Here is a 20,777-nt window from a genome sequence, read left to right as displayed (position 1 = left end):
AACACGACGTGGATGAGGTATAAAAATGCAGAATGTCCTGGCAGAGCAGCAAACCTATGCGGACAACAGCCAGTTGCTGGATGTCCGAGATCACAATGTGCCGCGTGGCATTATTACCGCTCATCCGCTGGTGATTGAGCGAGCCAAAGGCAGCGAAGTATGGGATGTGGAAGGCAACCGCTATCTGGATTTTGTGGGCGGTATTGGCGTCCTTAACGTAGGCCACAACCATCCGGCCGTGGTTAACGCCGTCACCCGCCAACTGGGCATGGTGTCCCATGCCTGTTTTCAGGTGGCGGCCTATCCGGGATACATTGAGCTGGCCCAGCGCCTGAATAAGCTGGTGGGCGGTGACGAGCACTATAAAAGCGTGTTTTTCACCAGCGGTGCAGAAGCGGTAGAGAACGCGGTGAAAATCGCCCGATCTTATACGCAACGGCCGGGCATCATTGCGTTTGACGGGGCCTTCCACGGACGTACCCTGCTTGGCGTGACGCTGACGGGCATGTCTGCGCCATACAAACAGAATTTTGGTCCGTTCCCGGGGGATGTTTATCGCCTGCCGTTCCCGAATCCGTTGCACGGTGTGACTGAGGCAGACTGTCTGAAGGCACTTGATCAGCTGTTTTCTGTGCAGATTTTGCCGGAGCGCGTCGCCGCGATTATCATCGAACCCGTTCAGGGCGATGGCGGCTTCTTACCTGCAGGTCCGGCATTTATGCAGGCGCTGCGTCGTATTACTACCCAGCACGGCATTATGCTGATCTGTGATGAAATTCAGAGCGGCTTTGGCCGTACCGGTACCATGTTTGCCTTCCAGCAACTCGGCATCAAACCCGACATGATCACCACGGCGAAGAGCCTGGCCGGTGGTTTGCCGATTTCCGGCGTGGTGGGCAAAGCCGAGATCATGGACAGTCCGGCCCCAGGCGGGTTGGGCGGTACCTATGGTGGTAATGCGCTGGCCTGTGCGGCGGCACTGGCTGTACTGGATATCTTTGAGCAGGAAAACCTGCTGGCGCGTTCCTGCCAGTTGGGCGAGCAGTTAAACCAGCGTCTGCGCCAGCTTGCGGATAAATATGCCTGCATCGGCGATGTACGCGGCGTGGGCTTTATGCAGGCAGTAGAAATTCTGGATGTGGATACCCATAAACCCGACAGCGCGCTGACACAAAAGATCCTCGACAGCGCCTGTCAGGAAGGCCTGCTGCTGATCAAATGTGGTTTGCATCGCAACACCATCCGCTTCCTTGCACCGTTAGTGACCACCGATTCGCAACTCGAAGAAGCGCTGCATATCTTTGATATTGCGCTGGCGCGTGCGACCGGACGCTTAGGATAGCCGCTCTCTCTCATTGGAAAGGCATCATCCCGGCAGTGCCGCCAGCGTGCGCGCAGCCGGGGTCAACGCTGGCGCATTTTTTGCAAAGCGTGACAGGCCGGGAATTTTTTGTGTTACAAAAAAGTGGCGTACTTGTTATTTTAAAGTGGCGTATTTTAAGTATTTCTAAAAGTGCGCTTTACGCTCGTGTACGCAGATTATCGCCGGGTAGGAGCGAACATCCAGTACAGCTGTAAACAATGAGGGGTGCTATGAACGGCTTAATGAAACTCGACCGCATCGATATCAATATTCTGGTGCAACTCCAAAAAGATGGCCGTATCAGCAACGTCAATCTCGCCGATGCAGTGGGGCTGTCCCCGAGTCCCTGCCTGCAGCGGGTAAAACGGCTGGAGCAGGCCGGCTTTATTACCGGCTACGAAGCGCACGTTAATCTCACCAAAATTACCGATTCCGTCACCGTGTTTACCGAAGTCACCCTGAACGGACATCGTCGCGAAGACTTTATGAAGTTCGAAGCTGCGATGCGTGAAGTTGATGAACTGATGGAGTGCCACTTGATTACCGGCGGCTACGATTACCTGTTGCGTTTTATTACCCGCAGCATTGAGCACTATCAGGATGTGATTGAGAAGATGCTGGATGCGCAAATTGGTATCGATAAGTACTTCAGCTATATCGTGATTAAATCACCCGTCATGAAGAGCAGCGTGCCGCTGCGCTCACTGATTAGCAAGCATAACCCGATGGAGTTCGGCGTCTGACTTTTGGTTAAGCGCGCAGGAATCTGACAACCTCATTGCCTGCGCGCGCCTTGCCAGGGCTTATCAGGTTCAGAGCAGCTTAATACCTAGTCGCGTCGCGCTGCTGACAGGTCGAGCCTGATAGCCTTCGACAACGATGCGACTAAAGTGCGCCGCAAGTGAGCCTGCCTGCATCAATGGGATCAGATCGCCCGCTTCGGGACGATAGCCTTTGACAAACTTCACCAGCAGCGTCCCCCCCGCCACTAAAGGCCCGTTCACGATGAGACGGCCACCGCCCTGACCATCAATATCCAGTTCAAGACTGGCTTCGGGCAGCGCCGTGTAGCTTTTCACCTGTACCGGCGACAGGGCAGCAATGCGCACGCGGCCCTGATTGCCCACATAGAGATCACCCACGCCAAAGGCGCGGGCTGAACCGGCTTCCAGCACGCCACCCTGAACCTCCGTACCGCCGCTGTAGCGGTTCGCGCCAGTCAGCCTCAGGGTGCCTGAACCCTGTAAGGTCAGCTTTCCCTGACCGCCGATCGCATTCCGCCAGCTGTCGGACTGATTAAAACCGCCTTTAGCGGCGTCCATTGCCACTTTAACGTTGCCGGTAAACTGACCATATCCGTCGGCGGCGGCCACAATGTTCAGGCGTCCCCAGCCCTCAGCATCGTCCATGATCGGGTAGCCTGAGGCCAGCGCGGTAGTTTTTAATACCACGCGCCGTTGCAGGGCGCTCAGATAGGGAAACCGGGTTTCCAGCAAAATCTCGGCCCCTTTGGGCACCACGGGGGGACGGTGGCGAGGGCCGATGGGGGCGAAACCAAAGGTCATGCGCCGCAGCGCCTGAAGGCGGTTAAGGGTGGGATCGGCGAAGCGATCGGCGCTCGGCGGCGCGGCATGGGCATAGGCAAAGAAGGTGGCCGGTTGCGTCGCAGTGCGTTGCCATAATGCCTGATGCGCCTGGGTGAAGGCACGCCTGGCATCCTCATGATAAGCCGTCAGATTTGCGGTGGTCACCGCCAGCGCCAGCATGCGCCCGCCGATGACGTCCAGAGGCGAGTGCATTCCGGCCACGATCCGGTTTTCGCCCAGCTCCATACCGCGGCTGACCATCTCCTGATAGCGCTCCGGCACCAGCCACGCCATGGTAAGGGCATCTCTGACGGCTTCCGCCGTGTGGCCGCTGATAAATCCGCCGTCGGTGGCGGGCTGTGGATTCTCCGCAGGCACAAGGGCAGGAACAACCTCCACCGCAGAACGCCAGCGATACGGACGCGCATATTTATAGAAGCGCTTCACCGGTTCGGTCGAGGCGTTGTTGCCCATTTCATTGAGAAAATCCACCACCAGACCGAAGTCGCGATTGCCTTCCTGACTGCCCACGCCGGTATTGTTGCCCTTATCCACGTACAGCACGGTGGTGGCATCAGTCGGAATGCGTGTCAGGGTTGTGACCTGCTGGGCAGCACTGCGCCATGCGCCCGTCAGTGGCCCCATGCCATCTGTGACGCTGTAGCCTTTGCCACGACGGTCATCGTAATAGGCCGCCTCAGCCTGGGCTGCCGTGCGGCGTCGTGTCGTTTTCACCACATACTGAACATTCGCGGTCAGGACGTGAGAATTAAGGATTGTGCCGCATACGGGGGCTTTGTCAGGCAGTCCCGTACAGTCAGAAGGCGTAATGGCTGCAAAACCCTCACGGGCCGGCGCGGTAACTCCCGCATCGACCTTCAGCGTGCGTGGGCGCCACAGGGCAAGAAAGCCGGATACCACGCGCACGCCGGCATTGGTGTCGAGCGTCGCAAACCGGGCATCACCACGTTGGTTCGTGGCGATATTGTCGATAAAAGCGGGCACGTCTGCCGCAGGCGCGCTGTCGGTGAAGCCCGGATCCCTCGGCGGGACAGGCAGTGCGGTAGCGGGCCGATCCTGACCCAAAACAGGCGTCGAAACCATGCCAGAAAACAGCGCCAGATAAATGCCAAAACGAACAGCAGCAGACATGATGAAAACCTTCAGGGCGAATGATGGCCCGGTATTGTGGCCGCAAAGCGTTAATGACACATGACAATCCCGTGACGATCTGACGTGAAAATTGCTTTCCAGATGGAGTTATAAAGTTTCCCATTTGTTGTGCAGTCTGCCCCACAAGCGTGCCCTGAACCACCGTGACGCTGCCGGGGGTTCAGCGCGTCTTATCATAAGAATTCGATCTTGTATCCAAGGCCGTATCCCGACAGGCATTCACGCCCCATGACGTCGCGGTGGCGATTCCTGGCATGCTTCATGCAGTTTCTGTCCGGTAAGCCCTATCCAGTAGAACACAGGCGTGGAAAACGGATTAACACCTCGGCAAGGCGGCACATCAACGCCACGCAATGCACACATGTCGGCGGCGATACGGCACGTTTTTCGTCATAACGATGGCGAGTACAGGATGAAAAACAGTGCCCCAACGCGGCTACCCGTGGACTGACATTGACCAGGAACTGACAAATGAAAAAACAGGCTTCCCCAACGTTAGAACAGGAGTTTGAGCACGAACCCGTGCCGCTCTCACATCGCCATCCGACCCGGTCGGTTTCGGCCGTCTGGTTTGGTTTTCCTATGATCCTCACGAATGCGCTGTTTGGCGGCATCATCACCTGGCACCTTGGCTTCTGGCCTGCGCTGCTGGCGATTGTGATGGGCAATCTGGTGCTGTTTGCCTACGTCGGTGCGCTGAGCTGGTTTGCCGGTAATACCGGTATGAACTTTGCCCTGCAGGCGAAAAGAACCTTTGGCAGCAAAGGTTACATCCTCGTGTCGGGCTTCCTCTCGACCGTGGTGATTGGCTGGTACGCCTTTCAGACCGGACTGACCGGCACGGTGATTCATGAGACCTTCGGCTGGAATGCCCTGTCGGTGACGGCATTTGCCATGGTGCTGTTTACGGCCGTGACCTTCCTGGGCGTGCGCGCCTTGTCGGTGTTGGGCATGATTGCTGCGCCGATGTTTGTGATTCTGGGGTTTGTCGCGCTGTACTTCGTGGGGCAGACGCATGAATTTTCCAGCATGTTTCACTGGAAAGGCAGCCCGGCGGTGGCGGGGGCCATGAGCATGGGCACGGCGGTCACCATGGTGGTGGCGGGTTTTGCCGATTCCGGCACCATGACCGCCGATTTCACCCGCTGGTCGAAGAGTGGACGTGCTGCGGTCATTGCCGCCTTTTCGGCCTTTCCGGTCGCGAATTTGATCGCCTATCTGTTTGGCGTGATTATCGTCTCGGTTGGCGCGGCGGTCGATCCGCTGACCAACGGCGGCAACTTTCTGCCCATGCTGATGGGCCATGGTGATGTCCTGACCCTGGTGGCTTTCCTGTTTGTGTTTATCAACCTTGGCTCGGTATGTACGCACTGTCTTTATAACGGTGCAGTCGGGTTTAGCCATCTCTTTAACAGCAAGATGCGCCGCTGGACCCTGATTCTTGGCGCCATCGGCGGTCTGCTGGCACTGGCAGGCGTCTGGTCATATTTTCTCGAGTGGCTGAGTCTGCTGGGCGTGGTGGTGCCGCCGTTTGGTGCGGTCATGATTGTTGATCTGATTTTTATGGCAAAGCTGAGTGAACAGCGCCCGGCGCAACGCTTCCATGGCGCGGCTTTCGCGGCCTGGGCGCTGGGAAGCCTGTGCGCGGTCGTCGCGCATCTGGCGTTCCCCCAGTTTGGCGAAGCGGTCATCGGTCTGGTGACGGCCGCACTCAGCTACACCCTGATTATTAAATTACGTTCCCCCACGCCGCGACTGGAGAAGAACAATGCCTGAGTACAGTGTGAATTCCACCCCTTATGCCTGGCCGTTTGATGGCCATTTTAGTCCGGCCGACACGGCTCTCCTCGTCATTGATATGCAAACCGATTTTTGCGGCCCGGGGGGGTACGTTGACAGGATGGGCTACGACATTGGCCTGACGCGTGCGCCTGTCGAACCCCTTAAAGTGTTACTGGCACGTATGCGGGCGCTTCAGTTTCCCATCATTCACACCCGGGAAGGGCATCGCGCGGACCTGAGTGACTTACCGGCAAACAAGCGCTGGCGTTCGGCCAGGATGCAGGCGGAGATCGGCAGTGCAGGGCCGTGCGGCCGTATCCTGGTGCGCGGTGAGCCGGGCTGGGAGATTATCCCCGAGCTCGCCCCCTTAGCAGGAGAAGTGATCATTGATAAGCCCGGTAAAGGATCCTTTTATGCCACAGACCTTGAGCTGGTCTTACGCAGTCGCGGCATTCGGAATTTAATTATTACCGGTATCACGACGGATGTATGTGTTCATACGACGCTGAGAGAGGCCAACGATCGCGGATATGAGTGCCTGGTTTTGTCCGACTGTTGTGCCGCCACAGAGCAACGCCATCATGAAGCCGCGCTGAGCATGATCCACATGCAGGGCGGCATCTTTGGTGCCGTTGCCACCTCTGCCGCGCTGCTGGACACGCTCGGTCAGCCTTAACGGGCTGTTCTGCCAGCCTGTCGCCCTGAGCGGGACAGGCTGGCGCAAATTCATTTTTACGTCACCGTCTCGTCACCTCGCTGTCATCTGATCCCGTCACTCTGTTTCCATCCCGCAGCATCTTCGCTGTGAAATCCCTCTACTGATGTGAGGATTTAATTGTGATGGAGTTATCCAGACATCCGACCACTGTCTATCAGGCTGTTGCCGCGCAACTGGAGCAGGCTGTTCAGGAACGTTACCGCAGCGGTGACTATTTACCCTCTGAGCAGCAGCTGGCCGATCACTATGCGGTGAACCGCCACACGCTGCGTCGGGCGGTAGACGAACTGGTGAACAAGGGCCTGCTGCAGCGTCGCCATGGCGTCGGCATTTTAGTGCTGATGCGCCCCTACGACTATCCGTTACACGCTCAGGCTCGCTTCAGCCAGAACCTGATGGAGCAGGGCAGCGATCCCACCAGTGAACGTCTGCTGGCGGTGCTGCGCCCGGCCAGTGCCGACGTGGCCGCCGCGCTTGGCGTCAGTGAAGGCGATAACGTTATTCACCTGCGAACCCTGCGCCGTGTAAATGGCCTGCCGGTCTGCCTGATCAACCACTTCCTTGCCGATCTCAGCTGGTGGCCACAGCTGCAGCGCTTTAACAGCGGCTCACTTCATGACTATCTGCAGCTGCACACCGGTAAGCAGCTGGTACGCAGCCAGACGCGCATCAGCACCCGCCGGGCCCAGGCCAAAGAGTGTAAGCAACTGGAAATCGCGCTGCACTCTCCACTGTTGTGCGTGCGGACGCTGAATAAAACCACCGATGGCGCGATGGCGGAATACTCCGTCAGCCTCACGCGTGGCGACATGATCGAACTCACTCTGGAGCATTAATGAAACAGCAAACGGCCCGCCAGCACTGGCTTTCGGTGTTGGCACACAGCAGCGCAGCCGAGCTTGACGCGTACTGGCAGCCGCTCAACCTCAAGCCCGAATTTACCCTGATTCGCCCGGCCGAGATTGGCCTGACGCGTCTGCAGGCCCGCATGGGCGCCACCGGCAAACGCTTTGTGGTGGGCGATGCCACCGTGACGCGTGCGGTGGTGCGGCTGAACGACGGCACCCTGGGTTACAGCTATCTGCTCGGCCGGGATAAAGCCCATGCCGAACGCTGTGCCCTGATGGATGCCCTGTTGCAACAGGCCGACACCGCTGAACTGCTGCAGGAAAAAATGATTATCCCGCTGGCGGCCTCACGTGAAGAGCAGCGTCAGCTGCGCGCACGTGAAATCGCCAGCAGCAAAGTGGACTTCTTTACGCTGGTACGCGGAGACAATGAATGACTTTACTGGCAAGTTTTAATCACCCGGTTGCGGACGCGCAGCACGCCTTCCGCCGCATCCTGAAAGCCATGAGCGAGCCTGGCGTGATGGTTTCCCTGCCGCTGCAACAGGGCTGGGGCGCACTTTCGCCTGCCGCCACCGCCGTGCTGCTGACGCTGGTGGATCAGGAGAGCCCGCTGTGGCTGGATCCCCAGGTCGATAATCAGGAACTGCGCGATAACCTGCGTTTCCATACTGGTGCGCCCCTTACTGACAGCAATGACGCAGCCTTTGCGCTCAGCCACGCGACCGCTCAGCCCAATCCTGCAGACTTCGCCGCAGGCGACAATCTGGCACCGGAAAAAAGCACCACGTTGATTATTGAGGTGCCCGCACTGAACGGTGGGCTGGCGCTACGGTTGTCTGGCCCGGGCCTGCGTGAAGCGCGCGCCATTGCGCCCCAGTTGCCGGAAAGCGTGCTCGAATACCTGCGCGCCCGACCGCATCCGTTCCCTCAGGGCGTGGATCTCATCTTTACCTGTGGCGAAGCGATGATGGCGGTGCCACGGACAACCCATGTTGAGGTGTGCTCATGTACGTAGCGGTTAAAGGGGGCGAAAAAGCCATTGCCAATGCCCATCATCTTCAGGCCGATCTTCGTCGGGGCGACCGTGCGGTCGCGGAGTTATCCTGCGATCAGATCGCGCAGCAGCTTGGCCTGGCGGTAGATCGTGTGATGACCGAAGGCGGCATTTACGATCCCGCGCTGGCGGCGTTAGCCATTAAACAGGCCAGCGGCGATCTGGTTGAGGCCATTTTTTTACTGCGCGCCTATCGCACAACCCTGCCTCGCCTGGCGCAAAGCACGCCGCTGGACACCGGCAACATGCGGATCGAGCGGCGTATCTCCGCGGTTTATAAGGATTTGCCTGGCGGTCAGGTTTTAGGCCCAACCTATGACTACAGCCACCGGCTGCTGGACTTTACCCTGATGGCTAACGGGGAAACGCCTCTGCCGCCGCGCAGCGAGCAGGCGCTGCCCGAACACTGCCCGCACATGTTCAGCATGATGAGCGACGAAGGCTTAGCAGAGCGTGAAAGCGACGACGGCAGCGAACCCACCGACATCACCCGAGAGCCGATGGGCTTTCCCGCCTCACGTGCCGCACGACTGCAACAGCTGGTGCGCGGCGATGAAGGTTTTCTGCTGTCGCTGGGCTATTCCACCCAGCGCGGCTATGGCCGCACCCATCCGTTTGCCGGAGAAATCCGGACCGGTTATGTCAGCGTCAGCGTTTGCCCGGAAGAACTGGGATTTGAGCTGGAAATTGGGGAAATGCTGCTGACCGAGTGTGAAATGGTCAACGGCTTTACCCACGATGGGGAAAGCGCCCCGCACTTCACGCGCGGCTATGGACTGGTCTTTGGTCGGGCAGAGCGTAAAGCCATGTCCATGGCGCTGGTGGATCGCGCCTTACAGACGCGCGAGCACAATGAACGTATCACCAGCCCGGCGCAGGATGAGGAATTTGTTCTGTCGCATGCGGATAACGTTGAAGCCGCAGGCTTTGTTTCCCACTTAAAACTGCCGCACTACGTCGATTTCCAGGCGGAACTGGAACTGCTGAAACGTCTGCGTCAGGACTATCAGGAGCAGCAAAATGGCTGAACTCAGCGGCTATAACAACGGCTACCTTGACGAGCAAACCAAACGCACGATCCGGCGCGCCATCTTAAAAGCGGTGGCGATTCCCGGCTATCAGGTGCCCTTTGCCGGACGCGAAATGCCGATGCCTTACGGCTGGGGCACCGGCGGGATTCAAATCACCGCCAGCGTCATTGGCGACAAAGACGTTCTGAAAGTCATCGACCAGGGCGCGGACGATACGACCAACGCCGTCTCCATCCGTCGTTTCTTCCAGCGAGTGAGCGGCGCGGCCACCACGGAACGCACGGTGGATGCCACGCTGATTCAGACGCGTCACCGTATTCCGGAAACCCCGCTGGAAGAAGATCAGATCCTGATTTTTCAGGTGCCGATTCCCGAGCCGCTGCGCTTTATTGAGCCGCGCGAGAAGGAAACCCGCACCATGCATGCGCTGGAAGAGTACGGCATCATGCAGGTCAAACTGTACGAAGATATCGCCCGTTTCGGCCACATCGCCACCACCTATGCCTATCCGGTGAAGGTCAACGATCGCTATGTGATGGATCCGTCGCCGATTCCCAAATTCGATAACCCGAAGATGCACATGATGCCCGCCCTGCAGCTGTTTGGTGCCGGACGCGAGAAGCGCATCTATGCCTTGCCGCCTTACACCAAAGTTGAAAGCCTCGACTTCGACGATCATCCCTTCACCGTGCAGCAGTGGGACGAACCCTGTGCGCTGTGCGGATCGCGTCACAGCTATCTGGACGAGGTAGTGATGGACGATCAGGGAACGCGCATGTTTGTGTGCTCAGATACCGATTTTTGCCACCAGCAGCAGGAACAACAACATGCACAGTGAACAACCGCTGCTCGCGGTCAATAACCTCACGCATCTTTACGCACCAGGCAAAGGTTTCGAAGAGGTCAGCTTTGATCTCTACCCGGGCGAGGTGCTGGGGATTGTGGGTGAGTCCGGTTCGGGTAAAACCACGTTGCTGCGCAGCCTGTCTGCCCGGCTGGCCCCGCAGGCAGGCGCAATTCATTACCTGCAGCGCGATCTTTACCAGATGAGCGAAAGCGACCGCCGCCGCTTACTGCGCACGGAGTGGGGCGTGGTACACCAGCATCCGCTGGAAGGACTGCGTCCTCAGGTCACGGCGGGCGGCAATATCGGTGAACGTTTAATGGCCGTCGGCCATCGTCACTATGGCGAGATCCGCGCCGAGGCGAGTCACTGGCTGCAGGCGGTGGAAATCGCAGCGAACCGTATCGATGACCTGCCGACGACGTTTTCCGGCGGCATGCAACAGCGTCTGCAAATCGCCCGCAATTTAGTGACCCAGCCGAAACTGGTGTTTATGGATGAACCCACAGGCGGGCTGGACGTCTCGGTGCAGGCGCGACTGCTGGACCTGCTGCGTACGCTGGTGCGCGAACTGAATCTGGCGGTGATCATTGTGACCCACGATCTGGGCGTGGCGCGCCTGCTGGCGCATCGGCTGCTGGTCATGAAGCAGGGCCGGGTCGTGGAAAGTGGTTTAACGGACCGCGTGCTGGATGATCCGCATCATCCTTATACGCAACTGCTGGTTTCATCGGTGCTTAACTAATGGCGACAGCGACTATGAAGACGCAACTGCGCGTGGAAAATTTGTGCAAAACCTTTGTGCTGCACAATCAGAACGGGGCGGCTCTGCCGGTGCTGCAGGATGCCAGCCTGGAAGTCAGTGAGGGCGAATGCGTGGTGCTGCACGGGCATTCGGGCAGCGGAAAATCGACTCTGCTCCGTGCCCTGTATGGCAACTATCAGGCCAACAGCGGCAGTATCTGGGTGCAGCATCTGGGCGAATGGGTCGATATGGCACAGGCACCCGCCCGCCAGATTATTGCCATTCGCCGGGATACCATCGGTTGGGTCAGTCAGTTTCTGCGGGTCATCCCGCGCGTGCCGACCCTGGAGATCGTCATGCAGCCGTTACTGGAACGCGGCGTTGAGCGCAGCTTCTGCGAAGCGCGCGCCAAAGATCTGCTGACCCGGCTCAACGTCCCGCAACGCCTCTGGTCCCTGGCACCCTCGACGTTCTCCGGTGGAGAGCAGCAGCGCGTCAACATCGCCCGTGGCTTTATTGCCGATTATCCCGTGCTGCTGCTGGATGAGCCTACGGCATCGCTCGACAGCGTTAACAGCGCCGCAGTCGTGAGTCTGATTGAACAGGCGCGCGCGCGTGGCGCGGCCATTGTCGGTATTTTTCATGATGAAGCGGTGCGGGAGCGTGTGGCCGATCGCCTGCACGTGATGCAGCCCTTCAAAACAGGGGCAGAAGCATGATCATCAATAATGTAAAGCTGGTGCTGGAAAACGAAGTGGTAGAGGGATCGCTGGAGTTTCGTGAAGACCGCATTACCAACTTTAGCGAAACCGCCAGCCAGCTCGCCGGCGCGCTGGACGGAGAGGGCGCGTTTCTGTTGCCCGGCCTGGTCGAGCTGCACACGGACAACCTGGATAAGTTCTTCACCCCGCGGCCTAAGGTTGACTGGCCGGCCCATTCCGCCATGAGCAGCCACGATGCGCTGATGGTGGCCAGCGGCATCACCACCGTGCTGGATGCCATCGGCGTGGGTGATGTACGCGATGGGGGGCACCGGCTGGAAAACCTCAGCAAAATGATTGGCGCGATTCGTGACAGTAACCGCAAGGGGCTCAACCGCGCCGAGCATTTATTACATCTGCGCTGCGAACTGCCGCATCACACCACGCTGCCGCTGTTTGAGGCGCTCATCTCCTCACCAGAATTGTCGCTGGTGTCGTTGATGGATCATTCACCGGGCCAGCGCCAGTACGCATCGCTGGAAAAGTATCGCGAGTACTATCAGGGAAAATATCAGCTCAATGACGAGCAGATGGACGAGTTTGAGCGCGATCAGCTGGCGCTGGCCAGAGAGTGGTCACAGCCCAACCGCCTGGCGATTGCCGCGCTGTGCCGGGATCATGGTATTGCGATTGCCAGCCACGATGATGCGACCGAAGCGCACGTGGAAGAGTCGCACGGCGTGGGCAGCGCCATAGCTGAATTCCCCACCACGCTGGAGGCGGCGAAGGCCTCACGTTATTGCAACATGCAGGTGTTAATGGGCGCACCGAATATTGTTCGCGGTGGTTCGCACTCTGGTAACGTAGCCGCCTGGGAGCTGGCATCACACGGAATGCTGGATATTCTGTCATCGGACTATTATCCCGGTAGCCTGTTGGATGCGGCCTTCCGCTTAGCGGCGGATGAGCGGAACACGCTGTCACTGTCCCAGTCTGTTTCGCTGGTCACCTGTAATCCGGCGCGCGCGTTGGGGCTGGAGGATCGTGGCGTGATTACGGAAGGCTGCCGCGCGGACCTGGTACTGGCGCATACCCAACATGGTCATCCCCACATCCGCCATGTCTGGAGCAAAGGCCGGCAGGTGTACTGATGGCCCGGCTTATCTGGCTCATCGGCCCGTCCGGCTCAGGAAAGGACAGCCTGCTGGACCTGCTGCGCGAGGCGCCGCCTGACGGCCTGCTGATTGCGCACCGCTATATCACCCGCCCTCACGATGTGGGGGGCGAAAACCACGTGGCTCTGACGGAAGCGGAGTTTATCCGGCGCAAGGCGCTGGGGTTATTTGCGGTCAGCTGGCAGGCCCACGGTTTTCATTACGGTATCGGGAGTGAAATCGATGGCTGGCTGGCGTGCGGGCAGAACGTGCTGGTAAACGGCTCCCGTCAGCATCTGGAACAGGTTCGTGCGCGTTACGGCGCACGGCTGTTGCCGCTGTGCATTGAGGTTTCGCCATTGGTGCTGGCCGCGCGTTTACGACAGCGGGGACGTGAGAGTGAAGAGGAGATCGTTCAACGACTGGCGCGCGCGGCGCAACATCAGCCAGAGGGCTGCCTGCGGCTGAACAATGATGGTGCGCTGGTGGATACGGTACAACAGTTACGACAGCTGCTGGCGGAATTCCCATGAAACTGACCTTGCTTGGTACCGGCGGTGTGACAGGCGCGCCGGTGTTCGGTTGTGATTGTCATGCCTGTTTGCGCGCCCGCGACGCTTCCCGCTATCGCCGCGCCCCCACCAGCGCGTTAATTGAGGCCGGACGCGAACGTATTTTACTGGATGCCGGTTTGCCATTGCTGGCCGAGCGCTTTCAGCCTGGCGAAATTAACCGAATTTTGCTGACTCATTATCATATGGACCATGTGCAGGGGCTGTTCACTCTGCGCTGGGGCGAGGGCGAATCTATTCCTGTGTGGGGACCGCCGGACGACAAGGGCTGCGATGACCTGTTTAAGCATCCCGGACTGCTGGATTTCCGCCCGGCTTTAACGCCTTACGTGGCACATCAGTTCGGTGAATTACAGGTGACACCACTGCCGCTTCAACATTCACGACTGACCCACGGCTATCTGTTTGACTGGCATGGATCGCGTCTGGCCTGGCTGTGCGATACCTGCGGTCTGCCGCCGGACACCGCCGATTTCCTGCGTGGACAACGGCTGGATCACCTGCTGGTAGACTGTAACGATCCCCCCGGGCAGGGCGGACGCAATCATAACGATTTGACCGCCGCGCTAAACATCATTGATGAACTGAAACCGCACCAGGCCTGGCTGATTCATCTGAGCCATCACATGGATAACTGGCTGGCAGAGCACGCCTTACCCGATGGGGTTCGGGCAGCCTGTGACGGCTTGTCGCTGTCTCTGGGTGCCGATTTGCCTGTCACAGTTTAATCATCTAACCGTAATACAGCCTTCATCCCCCGTGTTCTTAATATAGCGGTCTCTCGTCAGGTTCCGGCGGCGTGAGCCACAAACGCAAGATAATGACTCTCGCCAGACAGTACCGACCAGATGGGTTAATGGGGCGCGGGTACAGAACGTAAACTGCAATAACGGAGAACATCATGGCACAGGCACTGCTTAAAACGGTGGTCGATAACGTCTCGTCATTGACCCAGTCAGGCGGGCAAAAAGTGTTATCTGTTCAGGGACTGAGCAAAGCTTACGGTAACAACAAAGTCCTCGATAATGTCAGTTTCGATTTGCATGCGGGTGAACTGGTGGCGGTAATCGGCCGCTCTGGCGCAGGCAAATCGACGCTGCTGCACATGCTGAATGGCACAATCTCCGCCTCACAGGGCGCCATCGTCAGCCTGCACCACGGCGAAGCCGATCGCGATGTGGTGAATCTCAGCAGCCGCCAGATGCGTGAATGGCGCACCCAGTGCGGCATGATCTTTCAGGATTTCTGCCTGGTGCCTCGCCTTGATGTGCTGACCAACGTGCTGTTGGGGCGTCTCAGCCAGACCTCTACGCTGAAATCGTTTTTCAAAGTGTTCTCTGACACCGATCGCGCCCGCGCCATTCAACTGCTTGAGTGGATGAACATGCTGCCGCAGGCTTTACAGCGCGCCGAAAACCTCTCCGGCGGTCAAATGCAGCGCGTAGCGATTTGTCGGGCGCTGATGCAGAACCCCAAAATTCTGTTAGCGGATGAACCCGTTGCCTCGCTCGATCCTAAAAATACCACCCGTATTATGGATGTATTGCGTCAGGTCAGCGATCAGGGCATCAGCGTGATGGTGAATCTGCACTCGATTGAATTAGTAAAAAGTTACTGCACGCGCGTGATAGGTATTCAGCGCGGTGTGGTGCTGTTCGACGGTCATCCTTCCGCACTTACCGACGGCTTGCTGCATCAGCTGTACGGCGACGAATTTAACCAGATCCACTAACTATCACAGCAAGAGAACAAGGCTAATGAAAATGAAAGCTTTCGCGTTATTGACTACAGCATTGCTTACCTTTGGCGTTAACGCAGCGGACGCACCAAAAGAGCTGAATCTGGGTATTTTGGGCGGTCAGAACGCGACTCAGCAGATTGGTGATAACCAGTGTGTGAAAACGTTCTTTGATAAAGAACTGAACGTGGATACCAAAATCCGCAACTCTTCAGACTATTCCGGCGTGATTCAGGGGCTGCTGGGCGGTAAAGTGGATCTGGTATTGAGTATGTCTCCCTCCTCGTATGCGTCCGTGTATATTCAGGATCCCAAGGCCGTCGATTTAGTGGGCATTGTGGTGGATGACAAAGATCAGTCTCGCGGTTATCACTCCGTGGTGATTGTGAAAGCCGACAGCCCTTATAAGAAGCTGGAAGATCTGAAAGGCAAATCTTTTGGTATGGCGGATCCCGATTCCACATCCGGTTTCCTCGTGCCAAACCAGGCGTTTAAGAAAATGTTTGGCGGCAACATCGACAATAAATACAACAACTTCTTTTCAAGCGTGACCTTTTCAGGTGGTCATGAGCAGGACATCCTGGGCGTGCTGAATAATCAGTTCGACGGCGCGGTGACCTGGACCTCTATGGTCGGTGATTACAACACGGGCTACACCTCGGGTGCCTTTGGCCGCCTGATCCGCATGGACCATCCGGACCTGATGAAACAGATTCGGATTATCTGGCAGTCGCCGTTAATTCCTAACGGTCCTATCCTGGTGAGCAATAAACTGCCAGCGGATTTCAAAGCGAAAGTCATCGCCGCGATCAAAAAACTGGATAAAGACGATCACGCCTGTTTCACCAAAGCCGTAGGGGGCCAGCAGCACATTGGCAATACCTCGGTAGCGGACTTCCAGAACATCATCGATATGAAACGCGAGCTGATGAAAGGCGCGCGCGGCTAACGGCAGGGCAGTTTGCTTGCAGCCATCGTGCCGCCCTGAATAAGGGGGCGGCACGACCTCACCGGCGGGCTAGTCTGCGCGTCAACCTTGCCTGGATGGCTTTGTAACACATCAATCTGAGACACCTCACGTGACCGACTTCGAACGCTATTATCAACGTATCCGCCGCCAACAGAAGCGTGACTCGCTTATCTGGTCTTTGGTGCTGGTCGTGATTTATCTGGCGGCGGCCAATATGGCAGAGTTCAATCTGGTGACCATCTGGCAGTCGTTGCCGCATTTTTTTGATTATATCCGTGAAATCATGCCCGTTTTGCATCTGCCGCTCCTGTTTGCCGATGGCAAAACGGAAGGGTCGCTGGCCTACTGGGGCTATCGTCTGAATATTCAGCTACCGCTGATCTGGGAAACCCTGCAGCTGGCGCTGGCCTCCACGCTGGTTGCCGTGGTGATTGCCGGTGTCCTGGCGTTTTTTGCGGCCGATAATACGCAAACGCCCGCCAGCCTGCGCATGGGCATTCGCGCCTTTGTCGCATTTTTACGCACCATGCCTGAACTGGCCTGGGCGGTAATGTTTGTGATGGCGTTTGGCATCGGGGCGATTCCCGGCTTTCTGGCGCTGGCCCTGCATACTATCGGTAGCCTGACCAAACTGTTTTATGAAGCCATCGAATCGGCGTCGGATAAGCCGGTACGCGGGCTGGCGGCCTGCGGAGCCAGCAAGCTGCAACGGATGCGCTTTGCGTTCTGGCCCCAGGTCAAGCCCACCTTTTTGTCTTACAGCTTTATGCGCCTGGAGGTTAACTTCCGCTCATCGACCATTCTGGGGCTGGTCGGGGCAGGCGGGATCGGCCAGGAGTTAATGACCAACATTAAGCTGGATCGCTTCGATCAGGTCAGCATGACGCTGCTGTTGATTCTGATTGTGGTGTCGTTACTGGATACGGTTTCTGGCCGCCTGCGCCGCCGTGTCGTGGAGGAATAAATATGGTTACTCTCGCGCCGGATATCACGGCGATGAAGCAGCAGCATCATGAACTCTTCGCTGCGCAGCACCGCTATCTGCGCCGTCTGGCCATGCTGGCGCTGGCGCTGGTGCTCTATTACGTCTTTTTCTTTATGGTCTACGGTATTGAGTGGGGCCGCCTGCTGGTTGGCTGCCAGCAGCTGGGACGCTATTTTTTGCGTATGTTTGTCTGGCAAGACTTTGCGAACTGGCCCTTTGGCTACTATTTCTCTCAGGTCGGGATTACGCTGGCGATCGTGTTTGCCGGCACGATAACCGCCACGCTGCTGGCGCTGCCGCTGTCCTTTCTGGCGGCGCGTAATGTGATGCACGATAAAGTTGCCAGACCGATTGCTTTCCTGATGCGCCGCCTGTTCGACATGCTGCGCGGCATTGATATGGCGATCTGGGGCCTGATCTTTGTGCGTGCCGTCGGCATGGGGCCGTTAGCCGGGGTGCTGGCGATTATCCTGCAGGACGTTGGCCTGTTAGGTAAGCTCTATTCGGAAGGACATGAAGCGGTGGAGCGTTCGCCGAGTCGTGGGCTGGGTGCACTGGGGGCGAACAGCCTGCAGAAACACCGTTTCGGCATCTTCACCCAGTCGTTTCCGCAGTTTCTGGCGCTCAGCCTTTACCAAATCGAGTCGAATACTCGCTCAGCAGCGGTGCTCGGCTTTGTTGGCGCAGGCGGTGTCGGCCTGGTTTATGCTGAGAATATGCGTTTGTGGAACTGGGATGTGGTGATGTTCCTGACGTTGATTCTGGTGGTCGTGGTGATGATCATGGATGCCATCTCAAGCCGCCTGCGTAAGCGTTATATCATTGGGAAACCGGTGCCGTTGTGGCAGCCTGGCGGGCACGATTAAGCCTTGCACTCCGCTGCCAGGCGCGCTGCAGCGCCTCCACCAACTGTGCCGCCTGCCAGGGTTTCGCCAGCCGCTCACACAGCGGCAGCGTAACGGGCTGGTGGCGCAGGTCCTGGCCGCTGATCAGCAAGGTTGCCAGCTGTGGCCACTTTTGCTGCGCCTGACGAATCACCTCTGCGCCGTTTATCTCACCGGGCAACATCAAATCGCTGATTAACAGATCGATATCGGGTGTCTGGTGCAACAGCGCCAGCGCCTCTTCGCCGGTCGCGCACTCCAGCGTCAGATAGCCGAGTTGATGCAGGTGCTCGCACAGGGTTTGCCGCACCGCCGGTTCATCATCCAGTACCAGAATCAGACGATCGTCTGCAGCCGCGGGGTGAGACGGGGCAGGGACGGGGGGCCGGGCGGCTGCGGCATCGGGCGCGCGCGGCAGCAACAGCCGCACCGTTGTGCCCTGACCGGGGGCCGTTTCCAGCTCCACCTGTCCACCCGACTGGCGGACAAAGCCGTACACCATCGATAGTCCCAGCCCGCTCCCGGTTCCGGTGGTCTTAGTGGTGAAGAAGGGTTCGAACACCTGAGCACGCACCTCGTCGGACATGCCGCAGCCGTGATCGATCACTTCGATAGTCACCCGGTCACGTTTTTCCCCTTGCTCGCTTCGCCGCTGATTCCAGATGCGCAGGCGGATTTCGCCGCTTTGGCCACCCATTGCATCCCTGGCATTGACCACCAGATTCATCACCGCATTCTCCAACTGGCTGGCATCTATCCAGGCCGGCCAGCCGGGGCGCTGGGCATCGATGATCAGATGCTGACCGGGCAGCAGCGAATGCTGAAGCAGCCCCTGCAGATTCTCGATCAATGTCACCACGGAAACCGCGTGGGGATTCAGGGTTTGTTTGCGTGAAAAGGCCAGCAGCCGTTGGGTCAGAAGCGCCGCTCTGTCTGCCGCCTGGCGGGCTCGTTCAATCCGGCTGGCGACGGGGCCGGGTGCCAGTTGCCCCTCGGTTAACGCCAGGCTGCCGATGATAACGGCCAGCAGGTTATTAAAATCATGGGCGATGCCGCCGGTCAACTGGCCCACCGCTTTCATTTTCTGACTGTGCACCAGCGCCTCTTCCAGCACCTTACGCGAAGTGCGCTCCAGCACCGTATTGACCATTCCGCGCCGTGGTACCGGGCTGAAACGCAGTTCCAGCGTGCGGCCGTCTGCCAGCCTCACTTCCTGGGGTTCCGCTAAATCGTGCAACTGCACATTAAGCGGCGCCAGCAAGTGCTGATAGTGCAAACCGCGATGCAGATCGCGGGGAGCGATGCCCAGCAGCGCCGGATACTGCGCATTCCATACCACGAGTTCTCCGCTGTTATCAAACAGGGCAAAACCGTCACGCATGGCCAGGAAGGTTGACTCCAGTTGGGTGCTTTTTTCTTTTAGCAGGCGAGAAGTCTGGGCCAAAGAGGCGGTATTTCGCGCAAAAACGTTAAACGCGCGCGCCAGTTCACCCAGTTCGTCCCGACGCTGTAATCCCGGCACGCTGACGTTCTGCTCTCCCTGTGCCAGCCGGGTCATCGCACCGGCAATGGCGGTAAGACTGGAGCCCAGATTGCGGTAAATGTAGTACCCGGTATAGAGGGTGATGGCCAGCGCCAGCAGGGCAGACAGCATGATAAAGCTGCTAACCGAGTCGAGTTGATGATGGGTGGCGATGTTACGCCTTTCCGTTTGCTGCGCGACCTGCTGGACGTAAGCGGTAATGTCATCATTCAGCGCCGCCACCAGCGCCTTGATACGGTAAGTCGCATAGGCAATCGCCAGGTCACTCTCCTCCAGCTCTGCGGCCAACGGGACCAGGCCGCGCTGTGTTTCCAGCAACTGCTGTACATTGTCGCCCAGTGCACCTGGCGCGACCACGCTGCGCCATTGCATCATCACCTGTTGCAGGTGCTCGATGACCGCCGTCGATGACGGCGTGCGAATCGCGATATCCAGTAGCCTGCCGGTTTGCTGGCGCAGCGTTAAATCGGGTGCGTTGATGCCGTCGCGCTGTGTCAGATCATTAATGCGTTCAAGCAGCAGTTGTGACTGCCACAAGCCGCTTAGCACCCTGTTGCGCTGTAAATGGCGTTCATGGCCTTGACGCAACAGCATACTCACCGACTGCTCAAGCATCAGGCTACGCGCACGCAGGCGCGCCACGCGTTCAGGCTCACGCGCGGCAAGCGGCGTGCTCGCCAGTAAAGAGAGTGAGTGCTGTAGGGCCTGTTGGTTCTGCTGTAAACGTCGTGATTCGCTCTGATACTCAAGCGCACCGACCACCTGGGACAACCGCACTGCCGTGATGGCCACATTGGAGGTATCGCGCGCCAGGGCAAGGCTGCCGTTCATATCAGCCAGCGTCTGCGCCTGAGCCTGGGCCTGAATGGTGCCCGCATGGCGAAAACTGGTCACCGCCACCACGCTCACCATTAAGGTGACGCACACCACCAATAAATGAGACAGCAACAGGCGACCGCGCGCCCCGACCTGCCACGGTGAACTGCGTTGCATAAAGACTCTCCGCTCGTGCGACGATGAGCCGAGTATAGGAGTGAGGACGAGGCGAAATATGACAAATATGAATGGCCTCTGACATTTTCC

Annotated in this window: 20 protein-coding genes; 18 read left to right on the top strand and 2 right to left on the bottom strand. The window is 58.2% G+C overall.

The window, feature by feature from the left end:
* Positions 1–25: 25 nt before the first annotated feature.
* Together gabT and DFO57_RS12950 are read left to right on the top strand one after the other, a co-directional pair.
* Positions 26–1,342: a 4-aminobutyrate--2-oxoglutarate transaminase gene (gabT, locus tag DFO57_RS12955; protein ID WP_013026283.1), complete on the top strand. Its 1,317-nt coding sequence runs from the start codon at positions 26–28 to the stop codon at positions 1,340–1,342.
* 251 nt (positions 1,343–1,593) lie between these two features.
* Complete coding sequence (locus tag DFO57_RS12950; RefSeq protein ID WP_019106483.1) at positions 1,594–2,106, top strand: Lrp/AsnC family transcriptional regulator; 513 nt, start codon at positions 1,594–1,596, stop codon at positions 2,104–2,106.
* A gap of 69 nt (positions 2,107–2,175) precedes the next feature.
* On the opposite strand, the gene DFO57_RS23020 is transcribed toward DFO57_RS12950, so the two are convergent.
* Complete coding sequence (locus DFO57_RS23020) at positions 2,176–4,101, bottom strand: phosphatase PAP2 family protein (RefSeq protein ID WP_110015400.1); 1,926 nt, start codon at positions 4,099–4,101, stop codon at positions 2,176–2,178.
* 492 nt (positions 4,102–4,593) lie between these two features.
* Between DFO57_RS23020 and DFO57_RS12940 the strand changes: the two genes are divergently transcribed.
* The 16 genes from DFO57_RS12940 (at position 4,594) to phnE (DFO57_RS12865) (ending at position 18,133) form a co-directional block, all read left to right on the top strand.
* A complete protein-coding gene (locus DFO57_RS12940; RefSeq protein WP_014594013.1) occupies positions 4,594–5,898 on the top strand; it encodes a cytosine permease in 1,305 nt (434 codons plus the stop codon).
* Entirely contained in the window at positions 5,891–6,580 is a 690-nt protein-coding gene (locus DFO57_RS12935; protein WP_014594012.1) for a cysteine hydrolase family protein, read from the top strand. The genes DFO57_RS12940 and DFO57_RS12935 overlap by 8 nt, the downstream gene beginning before the upstream one ends.
* Before the next feature lie 164 nt (positions 6,581–6,744).
* Positions 6,745–7,458 (top strand): phosphonate metabolism transcriptional regulator PhnF, encoded by a 714-nt coding sequence (gene phnF, locus DFO57_RS12930; protein ID WP_028715290.1) that lies wholly within the window; start codon positions 6,745–6,747, stop codon positions 7,456–7,458.
* On the top strand, positions 7,458–7,907 hold the full coding sequence (gene phnG, locus DFO57_RS12925; RefSeq protein ID WP_013026277.1) for a phosphonate C-P lyase system protein PhnG: 450 nt from the start codon (positions 7,458–7,460) through the stop codon (positions 7,905–7,907). The genes phnF and phnG overlap by 1 nt, the downstream gene beginning before the upstream one ends.
* A complete protein-coding gene (gene phnH, locus DFO57_RS12920; protein ID WP_014594010.1) occupies positions 7,904–8,488 on the top strand; it encodes a phosphonate C-P lyase system protein PhnH in 585 nt (194 codons plus the stop codon). Before phnG ends, phnH begins: the two co-directional genes overlap by 4 nt.
* Positions 8,479–9,555, top strand: coding sequence for a carbon-phosphorus lyase complex subunit PhnI (locus tag DFO57_RS12915; protein WP_014605509.1), 1,077 nt, complete (start codon positions 8,479–8,481; stop codon positions 9,553–9,555). Before phnH ends, DFO57_RS12915 begins: the two co-directional genes overlap by 10 nt.
* Positions 9,548–10,396, top strand: a complete 849-nt coding sequence (locus tag DFO57_RS12910; RefSeq protein WP_014594007.1) for an alpha-D-ribose 1-methylphosphonate 5-phosphate C-P-lyase PhnJ — start codon at positions 9,548–9,550, stop codon at positions 10,394–10,396. Before DFO57_RS12915 ends, DFO57_RS12910 begins: the two co-directional genes overlap by 8 nt.
* Positions 10,386–11,147, top strand: a complete 762-nt coding sequence (gene phnK / locus DFO57_RS12905) for a phosphonate C-P lyase system protein PhnK (protein ID WP_014594006.1) — start codon at positions 10,386–10,388, stop codon at positions 11,145–11,147. The genes DFO57_RS12910 and phnK overlap by 11 nt, the downstream gene beginning before the upstream one ends.
* The gene (phnL, locus tag DFO57_RS12900) at positions 11,147–11,866 is read left to right on the top strand and encodes a phosphonate C-P lyase system protein PhnL (protein ID WP_013026272.1); all 720 of its coding nucleotides are present in this window, start codon (positions 11,147–11,149) and stop codon (positions 11,864–11,866) included. The genes phnK and phnL overlap by 1 nt, the downstream gene beginning before the upstream one ends.
* Positions 11,863–12,999, top strand: a complete 1,137-nt coding sequence (gene phnM / locus DFO57_RS12895; RefSeq protein ID WP_110015399.1) for an alpha-D-ribose 1-methylphosphonate 5-triphosphate diphosphatase — start codon at positions 11,863–11,865, stop codon at positions 12,997–12,999. Before phnL ends, phnM begins: the two co-directional genes overlap by 4 nt.
* A complete protein-coding gene (phnN, locus tag DFO57_RS12890) occupies positions 12,999–13,535 on the top strand; it encodes a ribose 1,5-bisphosphokinase (protein WP_014594005.1) in 537 nt (178 codons plus the stop codon). Before phnM ends, phnN begins: the two co-directional genes overlap by 1 nt.
* On the top strand, positions 13,532–14,302 hold the full coding sequence (gene phnP, locus DFO57_RS12885; protein WP_014594004.1) for a phosphonate metabolism protein PhnP: 771 nt from the start codon (positions 13,532–13,534) through the stop codon (positions 14,300–14,302). The genes phnN and phnP overlap by 4 nt, the downstream gene beginning before the upstream one ends.
* 173 nt (positions 14,303–14,475) lie before the next feature.
* The gene (gene phnC / locus DFO57_RS12880) at positions 14,476–15,306 is read left to right on the top strand and encodes a phosphonate ABC transporter ATP-binding protein (RefSeq protein ID WP_013026268.1); all 831 of its coding nucleotides are present in this window, start codon (positions 14,476–14,478) and stop codon (positions 15,304–15,306) included.
* 25 nt (positions 15,307–15,331) lie between these two features.
* Positions 15,332–16,261, top strand: coding sequence for a phosphonate ABC transporter substrate-binding protein (phnD, locus tag DFO57_RS12875; protein ID WP_110015398.1), 930 nt, complete (start codon positions 15,332–15,334; stop codon positions 16,259–16,261).
* Positions 16,262–16,391: 130 nt separating this feature from the next.
* Positions 16,392–17,246 carry a phosphonate ABC transporter, permease protein PhnE gene (gene phnE / locus DFO57_RS12870; RefSeq protein WP_064352410.1) on the top strand — a complete coding sequence of 285 codons (855 nt, stop codon included), beginning with the start codon at positions 16,392–16,394 and terminating at the stop codon, positions 17,244–17,246.
* A 2-nt stretch (positions 17,247–17,248) separates the two neighbouring features.
* Positions 17,249–18,133, top strand: a complete 885-nt coding sequence (gene phnE / locus DFO57_RS12865) for a phosphonate ABC transporter, permease protein PhnE (protein ID WP_013026265.1) — start codon at positions 17,249–17,251, stop codon at positions 18,131–18,133.
* On the opposite strand, the gene DFO57_RS12860 is transcribed toward phnE (DFO57_RS12865), so the two are convergent.
* Positions 18,087–20,687, bottom strand: coding sequence for an ATP-binding protein (locus DFO57_RS12860; RefSeq protein ID WP_064352411.1), 2,601 nt, complete (start codon positions 20,685–20,687; stop codon positions 18,087–18,089). The genes phnE (DFO57_RS12865) and DFO57_RS12860 overlap by 47 nt on opposite strands.
* Positions 20,688–20,777 lie beyond the last annotated feature (90 nt).

The organism is Pantoea sp. AG702 (assembly GCF_003182295.1).
GTDB classification, from domain to species: domain Bacteria; phylum Pseudomonadota; class Gammaproteobacteria; order Enterobacterales; family Enterobacteriaceae; genus Pantoea; species Pantoea ananatis.
The sequence above is the reverse complement of the archived record's forward strand: the minus strand, read 5'-3'. Positions and strand labels throughout refer to the sequence as shown.